The 13,519-nt window shown below is 53.6% G+C and carries 13 protein-coding genes and 1 tRNA gene; 9 read left to right on the top strand and 5 right to left on the bottom strand.

Annotated features, from left to right (window positions below; genetic code table 11):
- Window positions 1-172 precede the first annotated feature (172 nt).
- Complete coding sequence (gene dkgB, locus IM313_RS22390) at window positions 173-976, top strand: 2,5-didehydrogluconate reductase DkgB (protein WP_028015602.1); 804 nt, start codon at window positions 173-175, stop codon at window positions 974-976.
- Between the two features lie 28 nt (window positions 977-1,004).
- On the opposite strand, the gene yafC is transcribed toward dkgB, so the two are convergent.
- Entirely contained in the window at window positions 1,005-1,910 is a 906-nt protein-coding gene (gene yafC, locus IM313_RS22385) for a DNA-binding transcriptional regulator YafC (protein WP_192971524.1), read from the bottom strand.
- Window positions 1,911-2,014: 104 nt separating this feature from the next.
- On the opposite strand from yafC, the gene IM313_RS22380 reads away from it, so the two are divergent.
- The 3 genes from IM313_RS22380 (at window position 2,015) to IM313_RS22370 (ending at window position 4,976) form a co-directional block, all read left to right on the top strand.
- Window positions 2,015-3,190 carry an MFS transporter gene (locus IM313_RS22380; RefSeq protein ID WP_126327425.1) on the top strand — a complete coding sequence of 392 codons (1,176 nt, stop codon included), beginning with the start codon at window positions 2,015-2,017 and terminating at the stop codon, window positions 3,188-3,190.
- A gap of 136 nt (window positions 3,191-3,326) precedes the next feature.
- On the top strand, window positions 3,327-4,127 hold the full coding sequence (locus tag IM313_RS22375; RefSeq protein ID WP_028015605.1) for an endonuclease/exonuclease/phosphatase family protein: 801 nt from the start codon (window positions 3,327-3,329) through the stop codon (window positions 4,125-4,127).
- 75 nt (window positions 4,128-4,202) lie between these two features.
- Entirely contained in the window at window positions 4,203-4,976 is a 774-nt protein-coding gene (locus IM313_RS22370) for a class I SAM-dependent methyltransferase (protein ID WP_192971523.1), read from the top strand.
- 52 nt (window positions 4,977-5,028) lie between these two features.
- On the opposite strand, the gene mltD is transcribed toward IM313_RS22370, so the two are convergent.
- Window positions 5,029-6,393, bottom strand: a complete 1,365-nt coding sequence (mltD, locus tag IM313_RS22365; protein WP_041911175.1) for a murein transglycosylase D — start codon at window positions 6,391-6,393, stop codon at window positions 5,029-5,031.
- Between the two features lie 68 nt (window positions 6,394-6,461).
- Window positions 6,462-7,220: a hydroxyacylglutathione hydrolase gene (gene gloB, locus IM313_RS22360; protein WP_059357725.1), complete on the bottom strand. Its 759-nt coding sequence runs from the start codon at window positions 7,218-7,220 to the stop codon at window positions 6,462-6,464.
- A gap of 32 nt (window positions 7,221-7,252) precedes the next feature.
- Between gloB and IM313_RS22355 the strand changes: the two genes are divergently transcribed.
- Window positions 7,253-7,969 carry a class I SAM-dependent methyltransferase gene (locus IM313_RS22355; protein ID WP_028015609.1) on the top strand — a complete coding sequence of 239 codons (717 nt, stop codon included), beginning with the start codon at window positions 7,253-7,255 and terminating at the stop codon, window positions 7,967-7,969.
- Here IM313_RS22355 and rnhA read toward each other — a convergent pair whose 3' ends face one another.
- Window positions 7,970-8,437 (bottom strand): ribonuclease HI, encoded by a 468-nt coding sequence (gene rnhA, locus IM313_RS22350; protein WP_028015610.1) that lies wholly within the window; start codon window positions 8,435-8,437, stop codon window positions 7,970-7,972. It abuts the gene before it with no gap.
- A gap of 64 nt (window positions 8,438-8,501) precedes the next feature.
- Here rnhA and dnaQ point away from each other — a divergent pair, with 64 nt between their 5' ends.
- Both dnaQ and IM313_RS22340 read left to right on the top strand, forming a co-directional pair.
- Window positions 8,502-9,233 (top strand): DNA polymerase III subunit epsilon, encoded by a 732-nt coding sequence (gene dnaQ / locus IM313_RS22345; RefSeq protein WP_029739690.1) that lies wholly within the window; start codon window positions 8,502-8,504, stop codon window positions 9,231-9,233.
- 132 nt (window positions 9,234-9,365) lie between these two features.
- A tRNA-Asp gene (locus tag IM313_RS22340) sits at window positions 9,366-9,442 on the top strand.
- Window positions 9,443-9,479: 37 nt separating this feature from the next.
- On the opposite strand, the gene IM313_RS22335 is transcribed toward IM313_RS22340, so the two are convergent.
- Window positions 9,480-10,412: a DMT family transporter gene (locus IM313_RS22335; protein WP_100170733.1), complete on the bottom strand. Its 933-nt coding sequence runs from the start codon at window positions 10,410-10,412 to the stop codon at window positions 9,480-9,482.
- A 100-nt stretch (window positions 10,413-10,512) separates the two neighbouring features.
- Between IM313_RS22335 and IM313_RS22330 the strand changes: the two genes are divergently transcribed.
- Both IM313_RS22330 and IM313_RS22325 read left to right on the top strand, forming a co-directional pair.
- Window positions 10,513-11,427, top strand: a complete 915-nt coding sequence (locus IM313_RS22330; protein WP_192971522.1) for a LysR family transcriptional regulator — start codon at window positions 10,513-10,515, stop codon at window positions 11,425-11,427.
- 144 nt (window positions 11,428-11,571) lie between these two features.
- On the top strand, window positions 11,572-13,518 hold the full coding sequence (locus IM313_RS22325; RefSeq protein ID WP_126346146.1) for a TonB-dependent copper receptor: 1,947 nt from the start codon (window positions 11,572-11,574) through the stop codon (window positions 13,516-13,518).
- Window position 13,519 lies beyond the last annotated feature (1 nt).

Raw genomic sequence — 13,519 nt, 5'->3', positions numbered from 1 at the left:
TCCGTTCCGCCACTTATTAAAAGCCCTGAGTTAACGCTCAGGGCTTTTTTCATATCTGACGATTAATTATTGCGAAATTAGCAAAAATCCTCTGCGTTTTACGATCTTTTTCTCTATAACACCGCCAGCGATAATCGTCCTCAGTTAACGAACATAACGATTGAGGAATATTATGACTCTCCCTGCATTTGGTCTGGGCACTTTCCGCCTGAAAGACGACGTAGTTATCGCATCAGTTAAAACCGCTCTTGAACTTGGCTATCGCGCAATTGATACGGCACAGATCTATGAAAACGAAGCTGCCGTTGGACAGGCTCTTGAAGAGAGCGGTGTACCGCGTAATGAACTGTTCATCACCACCAAAATCTGGATCGAAAACCTCAGCAAAGACAAGCTCATTCCAAGCCTGAAAGAGAGCCTGAAGAAACTGCGTACCGACTATGTCGATCTGACGCTGATCCACTGGCCGTCACCGAACGATGCCGTTTCTGTGGAAGAGTTCATGCAGGCGCTGTTGGAAGCGAAAAAGCAGGGCCTGACCCGTGAAATTGGTATTTCCAACTTCACCATCCCGCTGATGGAAAAGGCGATTGCCGCTGTTGGCGCTGAGAATATTGCGACCAACCAGATCGAGCTGTCTCCATACCTGCAAAACCGCAAAGTCGTGGACTGGGCAAAACAGCACGGGATCCATATTACCTCTTACATGACGCTGGCCTACGGTAAGGCTCTGAAAGACGAGGTAATTATCCGTATCGCAGAGAAACATAACGCGACTGCTGCGCAGGTTATTCTGGCATGGGCAATGGGTGAAGGCTATGCCGTGATCCCATCATCAACCAAGCGCGAAAACCTGGCCAGCAACCTGCTAGCGCTGGATCTTCATCTGGATGACGATGATAAAAAAGCGATCGCAGCACTGGAGTGCAACGACCGCCTAGTGAGCCCGGAAGGTTTAGCCCCTGACTGGGATTAATAAGACCCTCCCTCTGTAACCCGAACCCTCACACAGCTCCTCCGGGAGCTGTTTTTATATGCTCGCTCAGGAAGTCGATAAAGGCGCGTATGCGCGTGCTTACCGCTCTGTCGCTGTAATAAACCGCGCTGAAAGGCATCTCTACCGGCAAACGTTTATCGGCCATTAGCTCTACCAGTTCACCCCGCGCTATCTCTTTATCAATCATATAGTCTGACAAGCAGGCGATCCCATTCCCTTCCAGGCAAAGCTGCTTCAGCGTTTCTCCGCTGTTAGACGATAACCCGCAGGTAATTTCATGAAGCTGGCCATCATGACAGGCAACAGGCCAGGTGTTCAGCGACACCGGCTCCGTAAAGCCCAGGCACAGATGCTGCTTCAGTTCTTCAACCGTCTCCGGTTTACCATGTTCAGCAATATACTGTGGCGACGCGATAATTTTACGGTAGCTGGCAAACAGCGGGCGGGCCCGCAGGCTGGAATCCGTCAGGGTTCCCGCCCGAATAGCCACATCCACTTTCCGCTCGATGAGGTTAATAAACGTCTCGGACGAGACCAGAGAGAGCGTCATCTCCGGATAGCGTTCACGGAAAGGTTTGATTAACGGTATCAGAAAATGAAGCACAACCGGCGTGGCAGCATCAATGCGCAGCAACCCGCGCGGCGTGCTGCGGGTTTCCATAATCTCCGTCTCCGCTGCGGCCATCTCCTGCAGCACCGACTGCACGCGGCGGAAATAACGTTCCCCTTCTTCCGTCAGACTGAGCTGCCGCGTCGTTCGGTTGAGCAGACTCACCCCAAGCTTCATCTCCAGCTTTTTCACCGAACGGCTAATGGCCGAGTTAGCCTGTCCCAGCTGCTCGGCTGCGCGGCTAAAGCTGCCGCTTTCGACGACGGCGACAAAGATTGTCAGCTCTTCAGACGTAGCTTTCATTGTTGCACCACCTGCAAAATTCTATTGATATTTTGACCATTTTTGTTATTTAAGCACTGGCGCATACTGCCTGTCATCTTAATCCTGATGATACGGAGTATTTTATGCCACTGGCGCTACTTGCCCTGACGATCAGTGCCTTTGCAATTGGCACGACCGAATTTGTTATCGTGGGACTGGTTCCCACCATCGCTAACCAGCTTGCCATCTCGCTGCCCTCAGCCGGGTTACTGGTGTCTATCTACGCCCTGGGCGTTGCCGTCGGCGCGCCGGTGCTGACGGCCCTGACCGGACGTTTTCCGCGTAAGCAGCTGTTAGTCGCGCTGATGGTGCTGTTTACCGCCGGGAACGTTCTGGCCTGGCAGGCACCGGACTACACCACGCTGGTGATTGCCCGCCTGCTGACCGGTCTGGCACACGGCGTGTTCTTCTCGATTGGTTCCACCATTGCAACCAGCCTGGTCCCCAAAGAGAAAGCGGCTTCAGCGATCGCGATCATGTTCGGTGGATTGACCGTCGCACTGGTCACAGGCGTACCGTTGGGAACGTTTATCGGACAGCATTTCGGCTGGCGTGAAACGTTTCTGGCCGTCTCCTTACTGGGCGTTATCGCTCTGGTGACTAGCCTGCTGCTGGTACCGTCGAATATCCCGGGCCGGGCGAGCGCCAGCCTGCGCGATCAGCTGAAAGTGCTTACTCATCCGCGTTTGCTTATCATCTATGCGGTTACGGCTCTGGGCTATGGCGGCGTATTCACTGCCTTCACCTTCCTGGCACCGATGATGCAGGACCTGGCGGGCTTCTCCCCGAATGCCGTGAGCTGGATTTTGCTGGGATACGGTATTTCTGTGGCCATTGGCAATATCTGGGGCGGTAAGCTTGCGGATAAGCATGGTGCGGTACCGGCGCTGAAATTTATCTTCGCCGCCCTGGTGGTTCTGCTGATAATTTTCCAGTTCACGGCTTCAATGCAATACGCCGCGCTGGTCACGGTACTTGTGATGGGGATCTTCGCCTTCGGTAATGTGCCAGGGCTTCAGGTTTACGTTGTCCAGAAAGCCGAGCTCTATACGCCGAATGCGGTGGATGTGGCATCCGGTCTGAATATTGCCGCTTTTAATATTGGTATCGCGCTGGGCTCCATTATTGGCGGACAAACCGTCGAACACTTCGGATTAACCCAGACCCCATGGATTGGCGCGGTGATTGTCCTGGTCGCCTTCCTGCTGATTGGCCTGAGTGGACGCCTCGATAAGCCAGCCCGCGTAGCGCTGGGATAACATCAGTAAGTGCTTGCTTACAAAACTGGAAAGCGGTTTCTCAGAAATTGCGTTGAAAGTGTGACCTAAAGTCCCTATAACATTAGAACCAGTCCGTTTTCAGGGCTGGTTCATGTTACAGGGGCTGTTTCCAAAAGTGCGAAAAAATACCTATGCCATGCGTTATGTTGCCGGAATGCCCGCGGAGAGGATCTTACCTCCGGGGTCGTTTGCGAGCATAAGCCAGGCATTACCCGCCGGCACACCGTTAAGCAGCGATGATAAAATCCGGGTTCTGGTCTGGAATATCTTCAAGCAGCAGCGCGCGGAGTGGTTATCGGTACTCAAAAATTTTGGAAAAGATGCTCACCTGGTTCTGCTCCAGGAGGCGCAAACTACCCCTGAACTGGTACGGTTTGCCACCACGAATTACCTTGCCGCCGACCAGGTGCCGGCATTTGTCCTGCCGCAGCATCCCTCTGGCGTAATGACGCTTTCTGCTGCCCATCCGGTCTACTGTTGCCCGCTCCGCGAGCGCGAACCTATCCTGCGTCTGGCGAAATCAGCGCTGGTGACGGTCTATCCTCTGCCGGATACCCGTATGCTGATGGTCGTCAATATCCACGCGGTAAACTTTAGCCTCGGCGTGGACGTGTATAGTAAGCAGTTACTTCCTATTGGCGATCAGATTGCGCATCACAGCGGGCCCATCATCATGGCAGGCGATTTTAATGCCTGGAGCCGTCCACGCATGAATGCGCTGTATCGCTTTGCGCGCGAAATGTCGCTGCGTGAAGTTCGCTTCAGTGATGACCAGCGTAAAAAAGCTTTTGGTCGTCCTCTCGACTTTGTCTTCTATCGCGGTTTGAGCGTGCACGACGCCTCTGTACTGGTGACGCGCGCTTCGGATCACAACCCTCTACTCGTTGAATTCAGTCCCGGCAAACCTGATAAATAATGGTGTGTCAGGTCTGCCGTGGGGCAGGCCGCGCGGGTGCTGCCCTTTTATTTTTAACCAACAAAGGACAGTACGATGACAACAACACACTCCCATCATGACAACGTAGAAAAACAGTTTGGTTCTCAGGCAAGTGCTTATCTGAGCAGCGCCGTGCATGCTTCAGGTCGCGATCTGGTGCGTCTCGGTGAACGTCTGGCGGCATTCCCGCAGGCGCACGTGCTGGACCTGGGATGTGGGGCAGGGCACGCCAGCTTTACGGCTGCGCAGCAGGTAGCCCACGTTACCGCATATGATTTATCGAGCCAGATGCTGGACGTCGTTGCTGAGGCGGCGAAAGCGAAAGGGCTGAAAAATATAGATACGCGGCAGGGCTATGCGGAGTCTTTACCGTTTGATGACGCGTCGTTTGATGTCGCGATCAGCCGGTATTCCGCACACCACTGGCATGACGTCGGCCAGGCATTGCGCGAAGTCAGACGTGTTCTGAAGCCGGGTGGCACCTTCATCATTATGGACGTGATGTCTCCCGGACATCCGGTGCGTAATATCTGGCTGCAGACGGTCGAAGCGCTGCGCGACACCTCGCACGTGCAAAACTACGCCAGCGGGGAGTGGTTATCGTTTATCACTGAAGCCGGGCTGATTGCGCGCTCGTTAATAACAGACCGTTTACCGCTGGAGTTCAGCTCCTGGATAGCACGTATGCGTACCCCGGAGGCGTTAAGCCAGGCAATTAGGCTTTACCAGGAGAGTGCGTCCGCAGAGGTGAAGGCGTACTTTGAACTGCAGGCGGATGGCTCATTTACGAGCGATACCATCATGGCTGAAGCGCAAAAAGCGCGATAAACAAAAAAGGCACCGAGGGGAATCGGTGCCTTTTTATCTTTCGATCGTGTTATCAGGAGTCTGGCGTGGCGCTGTTCTTCACAAACAGCGTCAGCTGGTCGCCCGGTTTCAGATTGTCAGTATCATTATTCCAGCGCATCACATCTTTGATGTTCACGCCGTGTCGTTTTGCGATACTGGACAGTGAATCGCCTTTGCGCACGCGATAGGTGATGCTATCGCTGTTGCTGGCGAGACGCTGTGCGCTGTTACCTGCACCCACCGTCAGTGTCTGACCCACCTTCAGCCCAGAGCTGCGCAGATTATTCCACTGCTGCAGATCTTTCGCCGTCACGCCAAGACGTGAGGCAATGCCTGAAAGGGTATCCCCTGAACGCACCTTATAGCTGCGGCTGCTAACGGATGAAGCATCGGCGATCAGCGTTGACTGAACGGCGGCAATTTCACCCGATGCTAAAGACTCACGTAACTGCGCCGCATGTTTCTGCGGAACCATCACATACTGCGGGCCGCTTGCCCCCAGCGTCGAGCCTTTAACGCCTGCATTAAAGGTTTTCAATTTACTTACCGACATACCCGTCATATCAGCAACTTGTTGAATATCAACCGGATTGCTGAGGCGCACGCGCGCCAGTGCACGACTTTCGTCTGGTGTTGGCAGTTGTACACCGTAACGCTTGCTGTTCTTGAGAATATCGCTCAAGGCCAGCATCTTCGGTACGTAAATCTTCGTTTCCTGTGGCAGTGAGAGCGACCAAAAATCGGTGGATTTACCCCGTGCTTTATTCGCTTTCATTGCCTTCAGTACACGACCTTCGCCACTGTTATACGCTGCGACCGTTAACAGCCAGTCGCCGTCAAACATCTTGTTCAGACGTTGCATCATGTCGAGAGCGGCTGTCGTTGAAGCGACAACATCGCGACGCGCATCATAGTTGCGGGTCTGTTTCAGACCATAGTTTCGCCCGGTGCTCGGAATGATCTGCCAAATGCCTGCGGCATTGGCGCCAGACGTCGCGTGTGGGTCAAAAGCGCTCTCCACTATGGGTAGGAGTACCAGCTCCATAGGCATGTTACGTTTTTTAACTTGCCCGGCTATCCAGTACATATACGGCTCTGCCCGTAACGTTACATCGTGGAGATAGCTCTTATTTCTTAAATACTTCTGTTTCTGTTCGCGAATCCGGCTGTTTTCCGGAATTCCCATCTTTAGCTCGTCGCCAATAGAGGTCCACAAGTCTTGCTCCTGCGCGAAAGATGTCCCATCGTCCATCCAGCGCGCCGAACTTGTAAACTTCCCTGCTTCCCCTTGACCAGCTGCAGAAAGGCTCTGTGCGTGCTGTTGTACGTTGCTGCCGTTCTGCGACTGGCAACCTACAAGCAGGACAGAGGCGAGTAATATCGCTTTTGCCTTCATGTGTGTGTCAATAGTTGCTTAAAAGACGAGCGATGATAACGGCGAAATTTTGAAAAGGCAACCCGCATTTATCTGAAGTTATCTTTCTTTGACCTTAACCATGCAAATCGCTGTTCAGGTTGTTGCAAATTTGTTTCTTGGTTAATTTTATTAATTAAATCAATATCATCTGTTCGTAAAAATAAATTAATCTGGCGCTCATTTTTCAGAATTACGGGCAGTGTATTTTGGTTTTTTGCACGTAACTCCTTCACTTTGTGATAATAATCCTGAATCGCCCGATCCTCAGGTAAGAGGCTTGCAGCAAACTTCATATTTCCTAATGTATACTCATGGGCGCAACAAATAAGGGTGTCATCCGGTAACGCACTAATCTTTTGTAAAGACTGATACATCTGTTCAGGCGTGCCTTCAAACAGTCTTCCGCAGCCGCCAGAGAACAAGGTGTCGCCACAAAAAAGATAAGGTTTGCTGTAGAAACACAGATGTCCCAAAGTGTGACCCGGTGTAGCAAATACGGAAAACTCCCACTCGTGGATGAGGATATTTTCGCCTTCTTCGACTACTTGCGTCGTTCCCTTATTTTGTGTCTCAGCCGGTCCGTACACCACAAGATGCGGAAATTGGGCGCGCAGTTCCTGCACGCCGCCAGTATGATCGTTATGATGATGCGTCAAAAGAATGGCGTCAGGCTGCCAGCCGTTATCATTTATTGCGCGCAGTACAGGGGCGGATTCGCCGGGATCGACAATGACGCATCGACGATCGTCATCGACCAAAACCCAGATGTAATTGTCCTCAAAAGCGGGAATACTGATAAGATTCATACATTACCTCTTATAGCGTGGCGGGTGTTTTGATGAAACCGGCAAGGATACCTCAGACTGTCGCAGCACCGGAACGTTGGGCGGAATTGCCCTGGGGTGAATACTATCGCGAGGCACTGGAGCAGCAGCTGAAGCCCTGGCTCGCGAAAATGTATGGCTTTCACCTGCTTAAGATTGGCAATCTCAGCGCGGAAATCAATACCGAAAGCTGCGCTATCTCACATCAGGTTAACGTCTCTCTCGGCGGATCGCCGGTTCAGGTGAAGGCAGACCCGTTGCATCTGCCATTTGCAGAGAAATCCGTTGATGCATGCCTTCTTGCACACGCGTTGCCCTGGTGCAGCGATCCTCACCGTATGCTGCGTGAAGCCGATCGCGTTCTGATTGATGACGGCTGGCTGATCCTCAGCGGATTCAATCCGCTGAGCCTGATGGGGCTGCGCAAGCTGGTGCCCGTGCTGCGCCGAACGCCACCCTATAACAGCCGAATGTTCACCATGATGCGCCAGCTCGACTGGCTTTCACTGCTGAACTTTGAAGTGCTCTGCTACGGCGGTTTTCAGGTACTGCCGTGGGCGCGGAAGGGGGGAGTGTTGTTAAGCACGCATTTGCCCGCCTTAGGCTGCATGCAGTTTATCGTCGCGCGTAAGCGAACCATCCCCCTTACGCTTAACCCGATGAAGCAGAGCAAATCGAAAACGCCTATCCGGCAGACCGTTGGCGCAACGCGGCAGTACAGAAAGCCCTGATCAGGATTCAGGCTGGTAGCCTGCATCCTCATGGGCCGGGTTTAAAGCCGCCGCGCGCGCCAGTTCGTCGCAGCGTTCGTTCTCAGGGTGACCAGCATGCCCTTTTACCCATTCCCATTTTATTTGGTGCTGACCTAATGCCGCATCCAGCCGCTTCCAGAGATCGACATTTTTAACCGGCTTTTTATCCGCAGTTTTCCAGCCGCGTTTTTTCCAGTTGTGGATCCACTGGGTGATACCCTGGCGCACGTACTGGCTGTCGGTACTGAGCACCACGTCGCAGTGTTCTTTTAAGGCTTCCAGCGCCACAATGGCCGCCATCAACTCCATACGGTTGTTGGTGGTCAGGAAATAGCCTTCGCTAAAAGTTTTTTCATGCTGGCGATAGCGCATAATCGCGCCGTAGCCGCCGGGCCCTGGGTTGCCGAGACAAGATCCATCGGTGAAAATTTCTACCTGTTTACGCATCTCTGGTAGACTTCCTGTATTTGAAACGTTCAGTTAAACGATAAGTCTGACATAAATGACCGCTATGAGCACTGCAATTACTCGCCAGATTGTCCTCGATACCGAAACCACCGGTATGAACCAGATCGGCGCGCACTACGAAGGGCATAAGATCATTGAGATCGGTGCCGTTGAAGTGGTGAACCGTCGTCTCACGGGGAACAACTTCCACGTGTATCTCAAACCCGATCGGCTGGTGGATCCAGAGGCGTTCGGCGTTCACGGTATTGCCGATGAGTTCTTGCTGGATAAACCGACGTTTGCGGATGTGGCTGACGAGTTTCTGGAATACATCAAGGGCGCTGAGCTTGTCATCCATAACGCCTCGTTCGATATCGGCTTTATGGATTATGAATTCAGCAAGCTTAATCGTGATATCCCGAAGACGAACACCTTCTGTAAGGTAACAGACAGTCTGGCGCTGGCAAGGAAGATGTTCCCGGGCAAGCGTAACAGCCTGGATGCGCTTTGTTCGCGCTACGAGATAGACAATACCAAGCGAACGCTCCACGGGGCGTTGCTCGATGCCCAGATCCTCGCCGATGTCTATCTGACGATGACCGGTGGGCAGACGTCAATGAAGTTCAGCATGGAAAATGAGTCACAGCAGACGCAGGGCGAAGCGGGCATTCAGCGCGTTGTCCGTCAGGCAAGCCGTTTGCGGGTGGTGTTAGCCAGTGATGAAGAGCTACTTAACCATGAATCCCGTCTCGACCTGGTGCAGAAGAAGGGCGGAAGCTGTATGTGGCGCGCCTGAAAAAACGCCACAATGCCTGTAAAATCATCGGTTGGGTGAATTTTGCAGCAAACGATTCAAAACGTGAGAAAAAGCGTTGACGAGATCGGAGGCACACCGTAATATGCGCCTCGTTCCCCAAGCGGGAACAGTGGAGCGGTAGTTCAGTCGGTTAGAATACCTGCCTGTCACGCAGGGGGTCGCGGGTTCGAGTCCCGTCCGTTCCGCCACTATTCAGGCCCACGTTATTTATAACGTGGGCCTTTTTCATATCTGTACTTTTTCGTCTGCGCGTTCGATCTTCGCGACTTTCCTTTGCGAGGCGCGAGAGCAGAGGGCAATGCCAAACAGAATCAGTACCGTGCTGACCAGATGATACGAATGCAACGTAACGTGCAGGAACATCACGCTGAACAGACCGCCGCTCAGCGGAATAAGGTGGGAATAAATCTCCCCGCGGGTTGCACCGATAGCCGCAATGCCTTTATTCCACAGCAGGTAAGAGAGCCAGGAAGGAAAGACCACCAGGTACATCAGCCCGCTTAAAAAGCCCGGTGCGGTATAGGCCGTCCACTCAGGTAAGCCGGTCTTTATCAACGATATCGCCAGTACCGGTAACAACACCAGGGCACCGAGGACCGCGCTCACGGCCACAAAGGCATTCCCACCGACGCTTTTCGGCTTCATCCGCAAGAAAGCACAATAAACGGCCCAGCTGGCGGCAGAGCCCATGGTCCAGATATCGCCGCGATTCAGATTTTTAAGCGTATCCAGATGCAGCAGATCGCCCTGCATGACCAGCCAGACGACGCCCAATGAACTGAGAACAACGCCAGCAATATTCTGTACTGATATTTTCTCTTTAAAGACCAGCTTATTTATCAATAAAACCAGGGCAGGCGTTGTAGATAAATAAATAGCTGCATTAAGAGATGAAGTATATTGCAGACCGATATACAGCGTGAGTGGGAACATAACCTGTCCGCACAACGCAAGAAATATGATCGTACCTTTCGCCTTTTTCATCATCGGCCACTGGGCGCGAATTTGTCTGATATAAAGCATCGATAAAAGAAGAGCCGTAATTATCCAGCGTGCGGCGGATAATATAATCGGGTCTGCATGCGCCACCAGTAAATGACCGACGACATAATTACCCCCCCAAAAACAGGCCGCGAGACTGAGTAAAAAATAGGGCATAAAGGCTCCTGATAATAAACATTTCTCTGCCTTTAGAGTACTGCCGGTGCAGAATTAAATGCTAATATAATATTTTCATCTCACGGTATTGGCTGAAACTATGAAGTTTACTCTCAGGCAACTTGAGTTCTACATTGCGTTAGCGGAAACATTACAAATTTCCAAAGCGGCCAGCCGTTGTCATATATCGCAATCTTCCATGACGGTCTCTATGCGCAACCTGGAGGAGGCGGTGAATGCCCCTCTCTTTATCCGGCATGCAAAAGGGATCCAGTTAACTCCCGTCGGCGAGCGATTTCTCAATCATGCCCGCAAGATCCTCCACGATAGCCGCGCGGCGGTGGAGGATCTCCATCAACAGCCTGAGGCGATTAACGGCGTCGTGCGTATCGGCATTGCCGAAACCCTTTCCGCTTATCTGCTGCCCAATCTCTGGGGCGATATCGCGCAGCGTTTTCCGCTGCTGGAGACGGCATTTCATGAGGCGCCCGCATCGCAGCTGCTTCAGGCCTTGCGTCAGGGAGATCTCGATTTTTGTCTTTTGCTGACCTCCAATATCAGCCACGATAGTACGCTTGAGATCGAAACGTGGATCCGTTCGCCGCGCCGGTTATGGACCGCCATCGGCCATCCTCTTCTCAGCGTGCCGGAGCTTCGGTTAAAGGATGTGGAAAAGGCGCCATTTCTGTTGCTGATGACGGACGATTATCCCGATGTGATATCCGACTACTGGCAAAGCAGGGGCTGCCATCCTGACATTCATTTTCGTACCAACTCCTTTGAGGCGATTCGAAGTCTGGTCGCGCAGGGAAAGGGGGTGACGATTTTATCCGATCTGGTCTATCGCCCGTGGGCGCTCGGCGGTCAGCGCGTGATCCGGCGCACCATTGACGACTGCATTACCTATATGGATGTGGGCATCGTCAAAAACGTCGGGCAGCCGCTTTCGCCGGCCTGTTTGCGGTTGATGGATTTTTTACGACAGCAAACGGCACGCCTGGGCGAAGCGCGCTGAACTGCGTCCCTGAGATTTCCTTTATCCGCCAGATATTTCCTGATTTCCCTGAGGGCCTTCTTGCCCGCAGGTCGTGTATTCCGCTGCTGGGGATGAAGACAATAAGCGCCTTGCTTATTTTCTTTACCGAAACGGAATTGTGCTATGTCTGGTATCACCGCGAGCGGTATTCGTTCCCTGCTCGCCTCCCGTCCACTCTTGTTGGTTCTCTGCTGTGCCACCGCTTTGCCGGCATACGCTGAAGAGTCGATGACCGTTGAGGGGTATTATCGCGATCCCGCGTCATTTATCGCTCCGGCTCATACTCCAGCACAACAATTGCCTGCCAGCGACGGTGCGGGCGCGCTAAAAAACATCCCGGGTTTTTCCGTACTGCGCAGCGGCGGGAGTAACGGCGATCCGGTGTTGCGCGGAATGTTCGGTTCCCGGCTGACGTTGCTTGCAGACGGCGTCAGCACTCAGGGGGGCTGCGGCTCGCGCATGGATACCCCAACGGCCTATATCACTCCGCAAAGTTACGACACGATAACCGTCATCAAAGGCCCACAAAGCGTGCTCTGGGGGCCAATGGGGTCCGCCGGAACATTGCTTTTTGAACGCCAGCCGGACTATTTCAGCGTACCTGAGCTAAAAGGCAGCGCTGAGCTGCTGCGGGGCGCTAACGGACGCGCGGATCAAAACCTTAATCTCGCGTTTGGCGACCCGCGCGGCTACGTCCGCCTGGACGGTAATCATTCGGAGGCGGATGATTACCGGGATGGTCATGGCAACCGCGTGCCGGGCCTGTGGCGCAGATGGAACAGCGGCGTCACGGTTGGGCTCACGCCTGATGAGGACACGCTGGCGGAGCTAAGCGTGGGAGCCAGCGACGGTAAAGCCCGCTATGCGGGTCGGATGATGGATGGTAGCCGTTTTGCCCGTAAAAGCGCGGCGCTAAAACTGGAGAAATATCACCTGAGCGAGCACGTCAGCAAACTTAGCTGGCAGCTCTATGCCAATGATACTGACCACATCATGGATAACTACAGTCTGCGTCAGCCCGTTGGACCGAAGCGTAAGTCTGAAGTTGGCGGCGTGGTGATGGGCAGCCGCCTTGCCGGCGTGTGGGAAGATGAAACCACCACGCTTACCGCCGGCGCGGACGTAATGCGTAAAAGTCACCGTAAAAAAAGCGCTGGTTCGTGGCGTGACGATGCCCGTTTTACCCAGGCGGGTCTGTTTAGCGAATGGCGCCAGTCCGTCACGGCGGACGATACGGTCATCGTGGGTGCGAGGCTGGATAGCATTCGCGCGGACGATCGGCGCAGCGCGCAAAATAGCTCCCGGCACGACCTCCTGCCCGGCGCATTCACGCGCTATGAGTATCGCGTACCTGACGCACCCGTCATGCTTTATAGCGGCATCGGTTATACCGAACGTTTTCCTGATTACTGGGAGCTATTTTCCGGCAAGGCTGGAGAACAAAGCTTTCGTCAGCTGAAAACAGAAAAGACCCTGCAATGGGATAGCGGCGTGCAATTACACGGCGACAAGGTTAGCGCCTGGGCATCGGCCTATGTCGGGCGAACTACCGATTACATTTTGTTTGATTATAGCCGCACGCCGTCGCAGGCCAGCAACATCAATGCCGCCGTTATGGGCGCGGAGACGGGCGCAAGCTGGAGCCTGACGCCCAACTGGGCACTGACGGGAAGCCTGAGCTACGCCTGGGGCGAGAATCGTAGTGATAAACAGCCGCTGCCGCAGATGCCGCCGCTCGAAGGGCGGCTGGCGCTGGACTATACCGGGCAACAGTGGCGCACCGGATTACTGTGGCGTGTGGTTGCGCCGCAGCATCGCGTGGCGCAAAACAAAGGTAACGTCACCGGCCAGGATCTCGGACCGAGCGCGGGGTTTGGCGTGCTTTCGTGGAGCGCGGGCTACACATTTAACGACCATTTTGAGTCCCGCGTGGGTATTGAGAATCTGTTCAATAAATACTACAGCGAGCACCTCAACCTGGCGGGCGCCAGCCAGTTCGGATACGCCGCAAATCAGCAGATCCCTGAACCGGGGCGCGTCTGGTGGCTGGCGATGACATACCATTTTTGAT

Origin of the sequence: Enterobacter cloacae complex sp. P2B (assembly GCF_014895985.1) — a bacterium.
Lineage (GTDB): Bacteria > Pseudomonadota > Gammaproteobacteria > Enterobacterales > Enterobacteriaceae > Enterobacter > Enterobacter bugandensis.
The sequence above is the reverse complement of the archived record's forward strand: the minus strand, read 5'-3'. Positions and strand labels throughout refer to the sequence as shown.

What these genes read in the sequence shown, in the direction of transcription:
- IM313_RS22370 (WP_192971523.1), top strand. Translation starts at nt 4,203, where the DNA reads ATGACAACAACACACTCCCATCATGACAACGTAGAAAAACAGTTTGGT.
- rnhA (WP_028015610.1), bottom strand. Translation starts at nt 8,437, where the DNA reads ATGCGTAAACAGGTAGAAATTTTCACCGATGGATCTTGTCTCGGCAAC.
- yafC (WP_192971524.1), bottom strand. Translation starts at nt 1,910, where the DNA reads ATGAAAGCTACGTCTGAAGAGCTGACAATCTTTGTCGCCGTCGTCGAA.
- dkgB (WP_028015602.1), top strand. Translation starts at nt 173, where the DNA reads ATGACTCTCCCTGCATTTGGTCTGGGCACTTTCCGCCTGAAAGACGAC.
- IM313_RS22380 (WP_126327425.1), top strand. Translation starts at nt 2,015, where the DNA reads ATGCCACTGGCGCTACTTGCCCTGACGATCAGTGCCTTTGCAATTGGC.
- IM313_RS22325 (WP_126346146.1), top strand. Translation starts at nt 11,572, where the DNA reads ATGTCTGGTATCACCGCGAGCGGTATTCGTTCCCTGCTCGCCTCCCGT.
- IM313_RS22330 (WP_192971522.1), top strand. Translation starts at nt 10,513, where the DNA reads ATGAAGTTTACTCTCAGGCAACTTGAGTTCTACATTGCGTTAGCGGAA.
- mltD (WP_041911175.1), bottom strand. Translation starts at nt 6,393, where the DNA reads ATGAAGGCAAAAGCGATATTACTCGCCTCTGTCCTGCTTGTAGGTTGC.
- dnaQ (WP_029739690.1), top strand. Translation starts at nt 8,502, where the DNA reads ATGAGCACTGCAATTACTCGCCAGATTGTCCTCGATACCGAAACCACC.
- gloB (WP_059357725.1), bottom strand. Translation starts at nt 7,220, where the DNA reads ATGAATCTTATCAGTATTCCCGCTTTTGAGGACAATTACATCTGGGTT.
- IM313_RS22355 (WP_028015609.1), top strand. Translation starts at nt 7,253, where the DNA reads ATGAAACCGGCAAGGATACCTCAGACTGTCGCAGCACCGGAACGTTGG.
- IM313_RS22335 (WP_100170733.1), bottom strand. Translation starts at nt 10,412, where the DNA reads ATGCCCTATTTTTTACTCAGTCTCGCGGCCTGTTTTTGGGGGGGTAAT.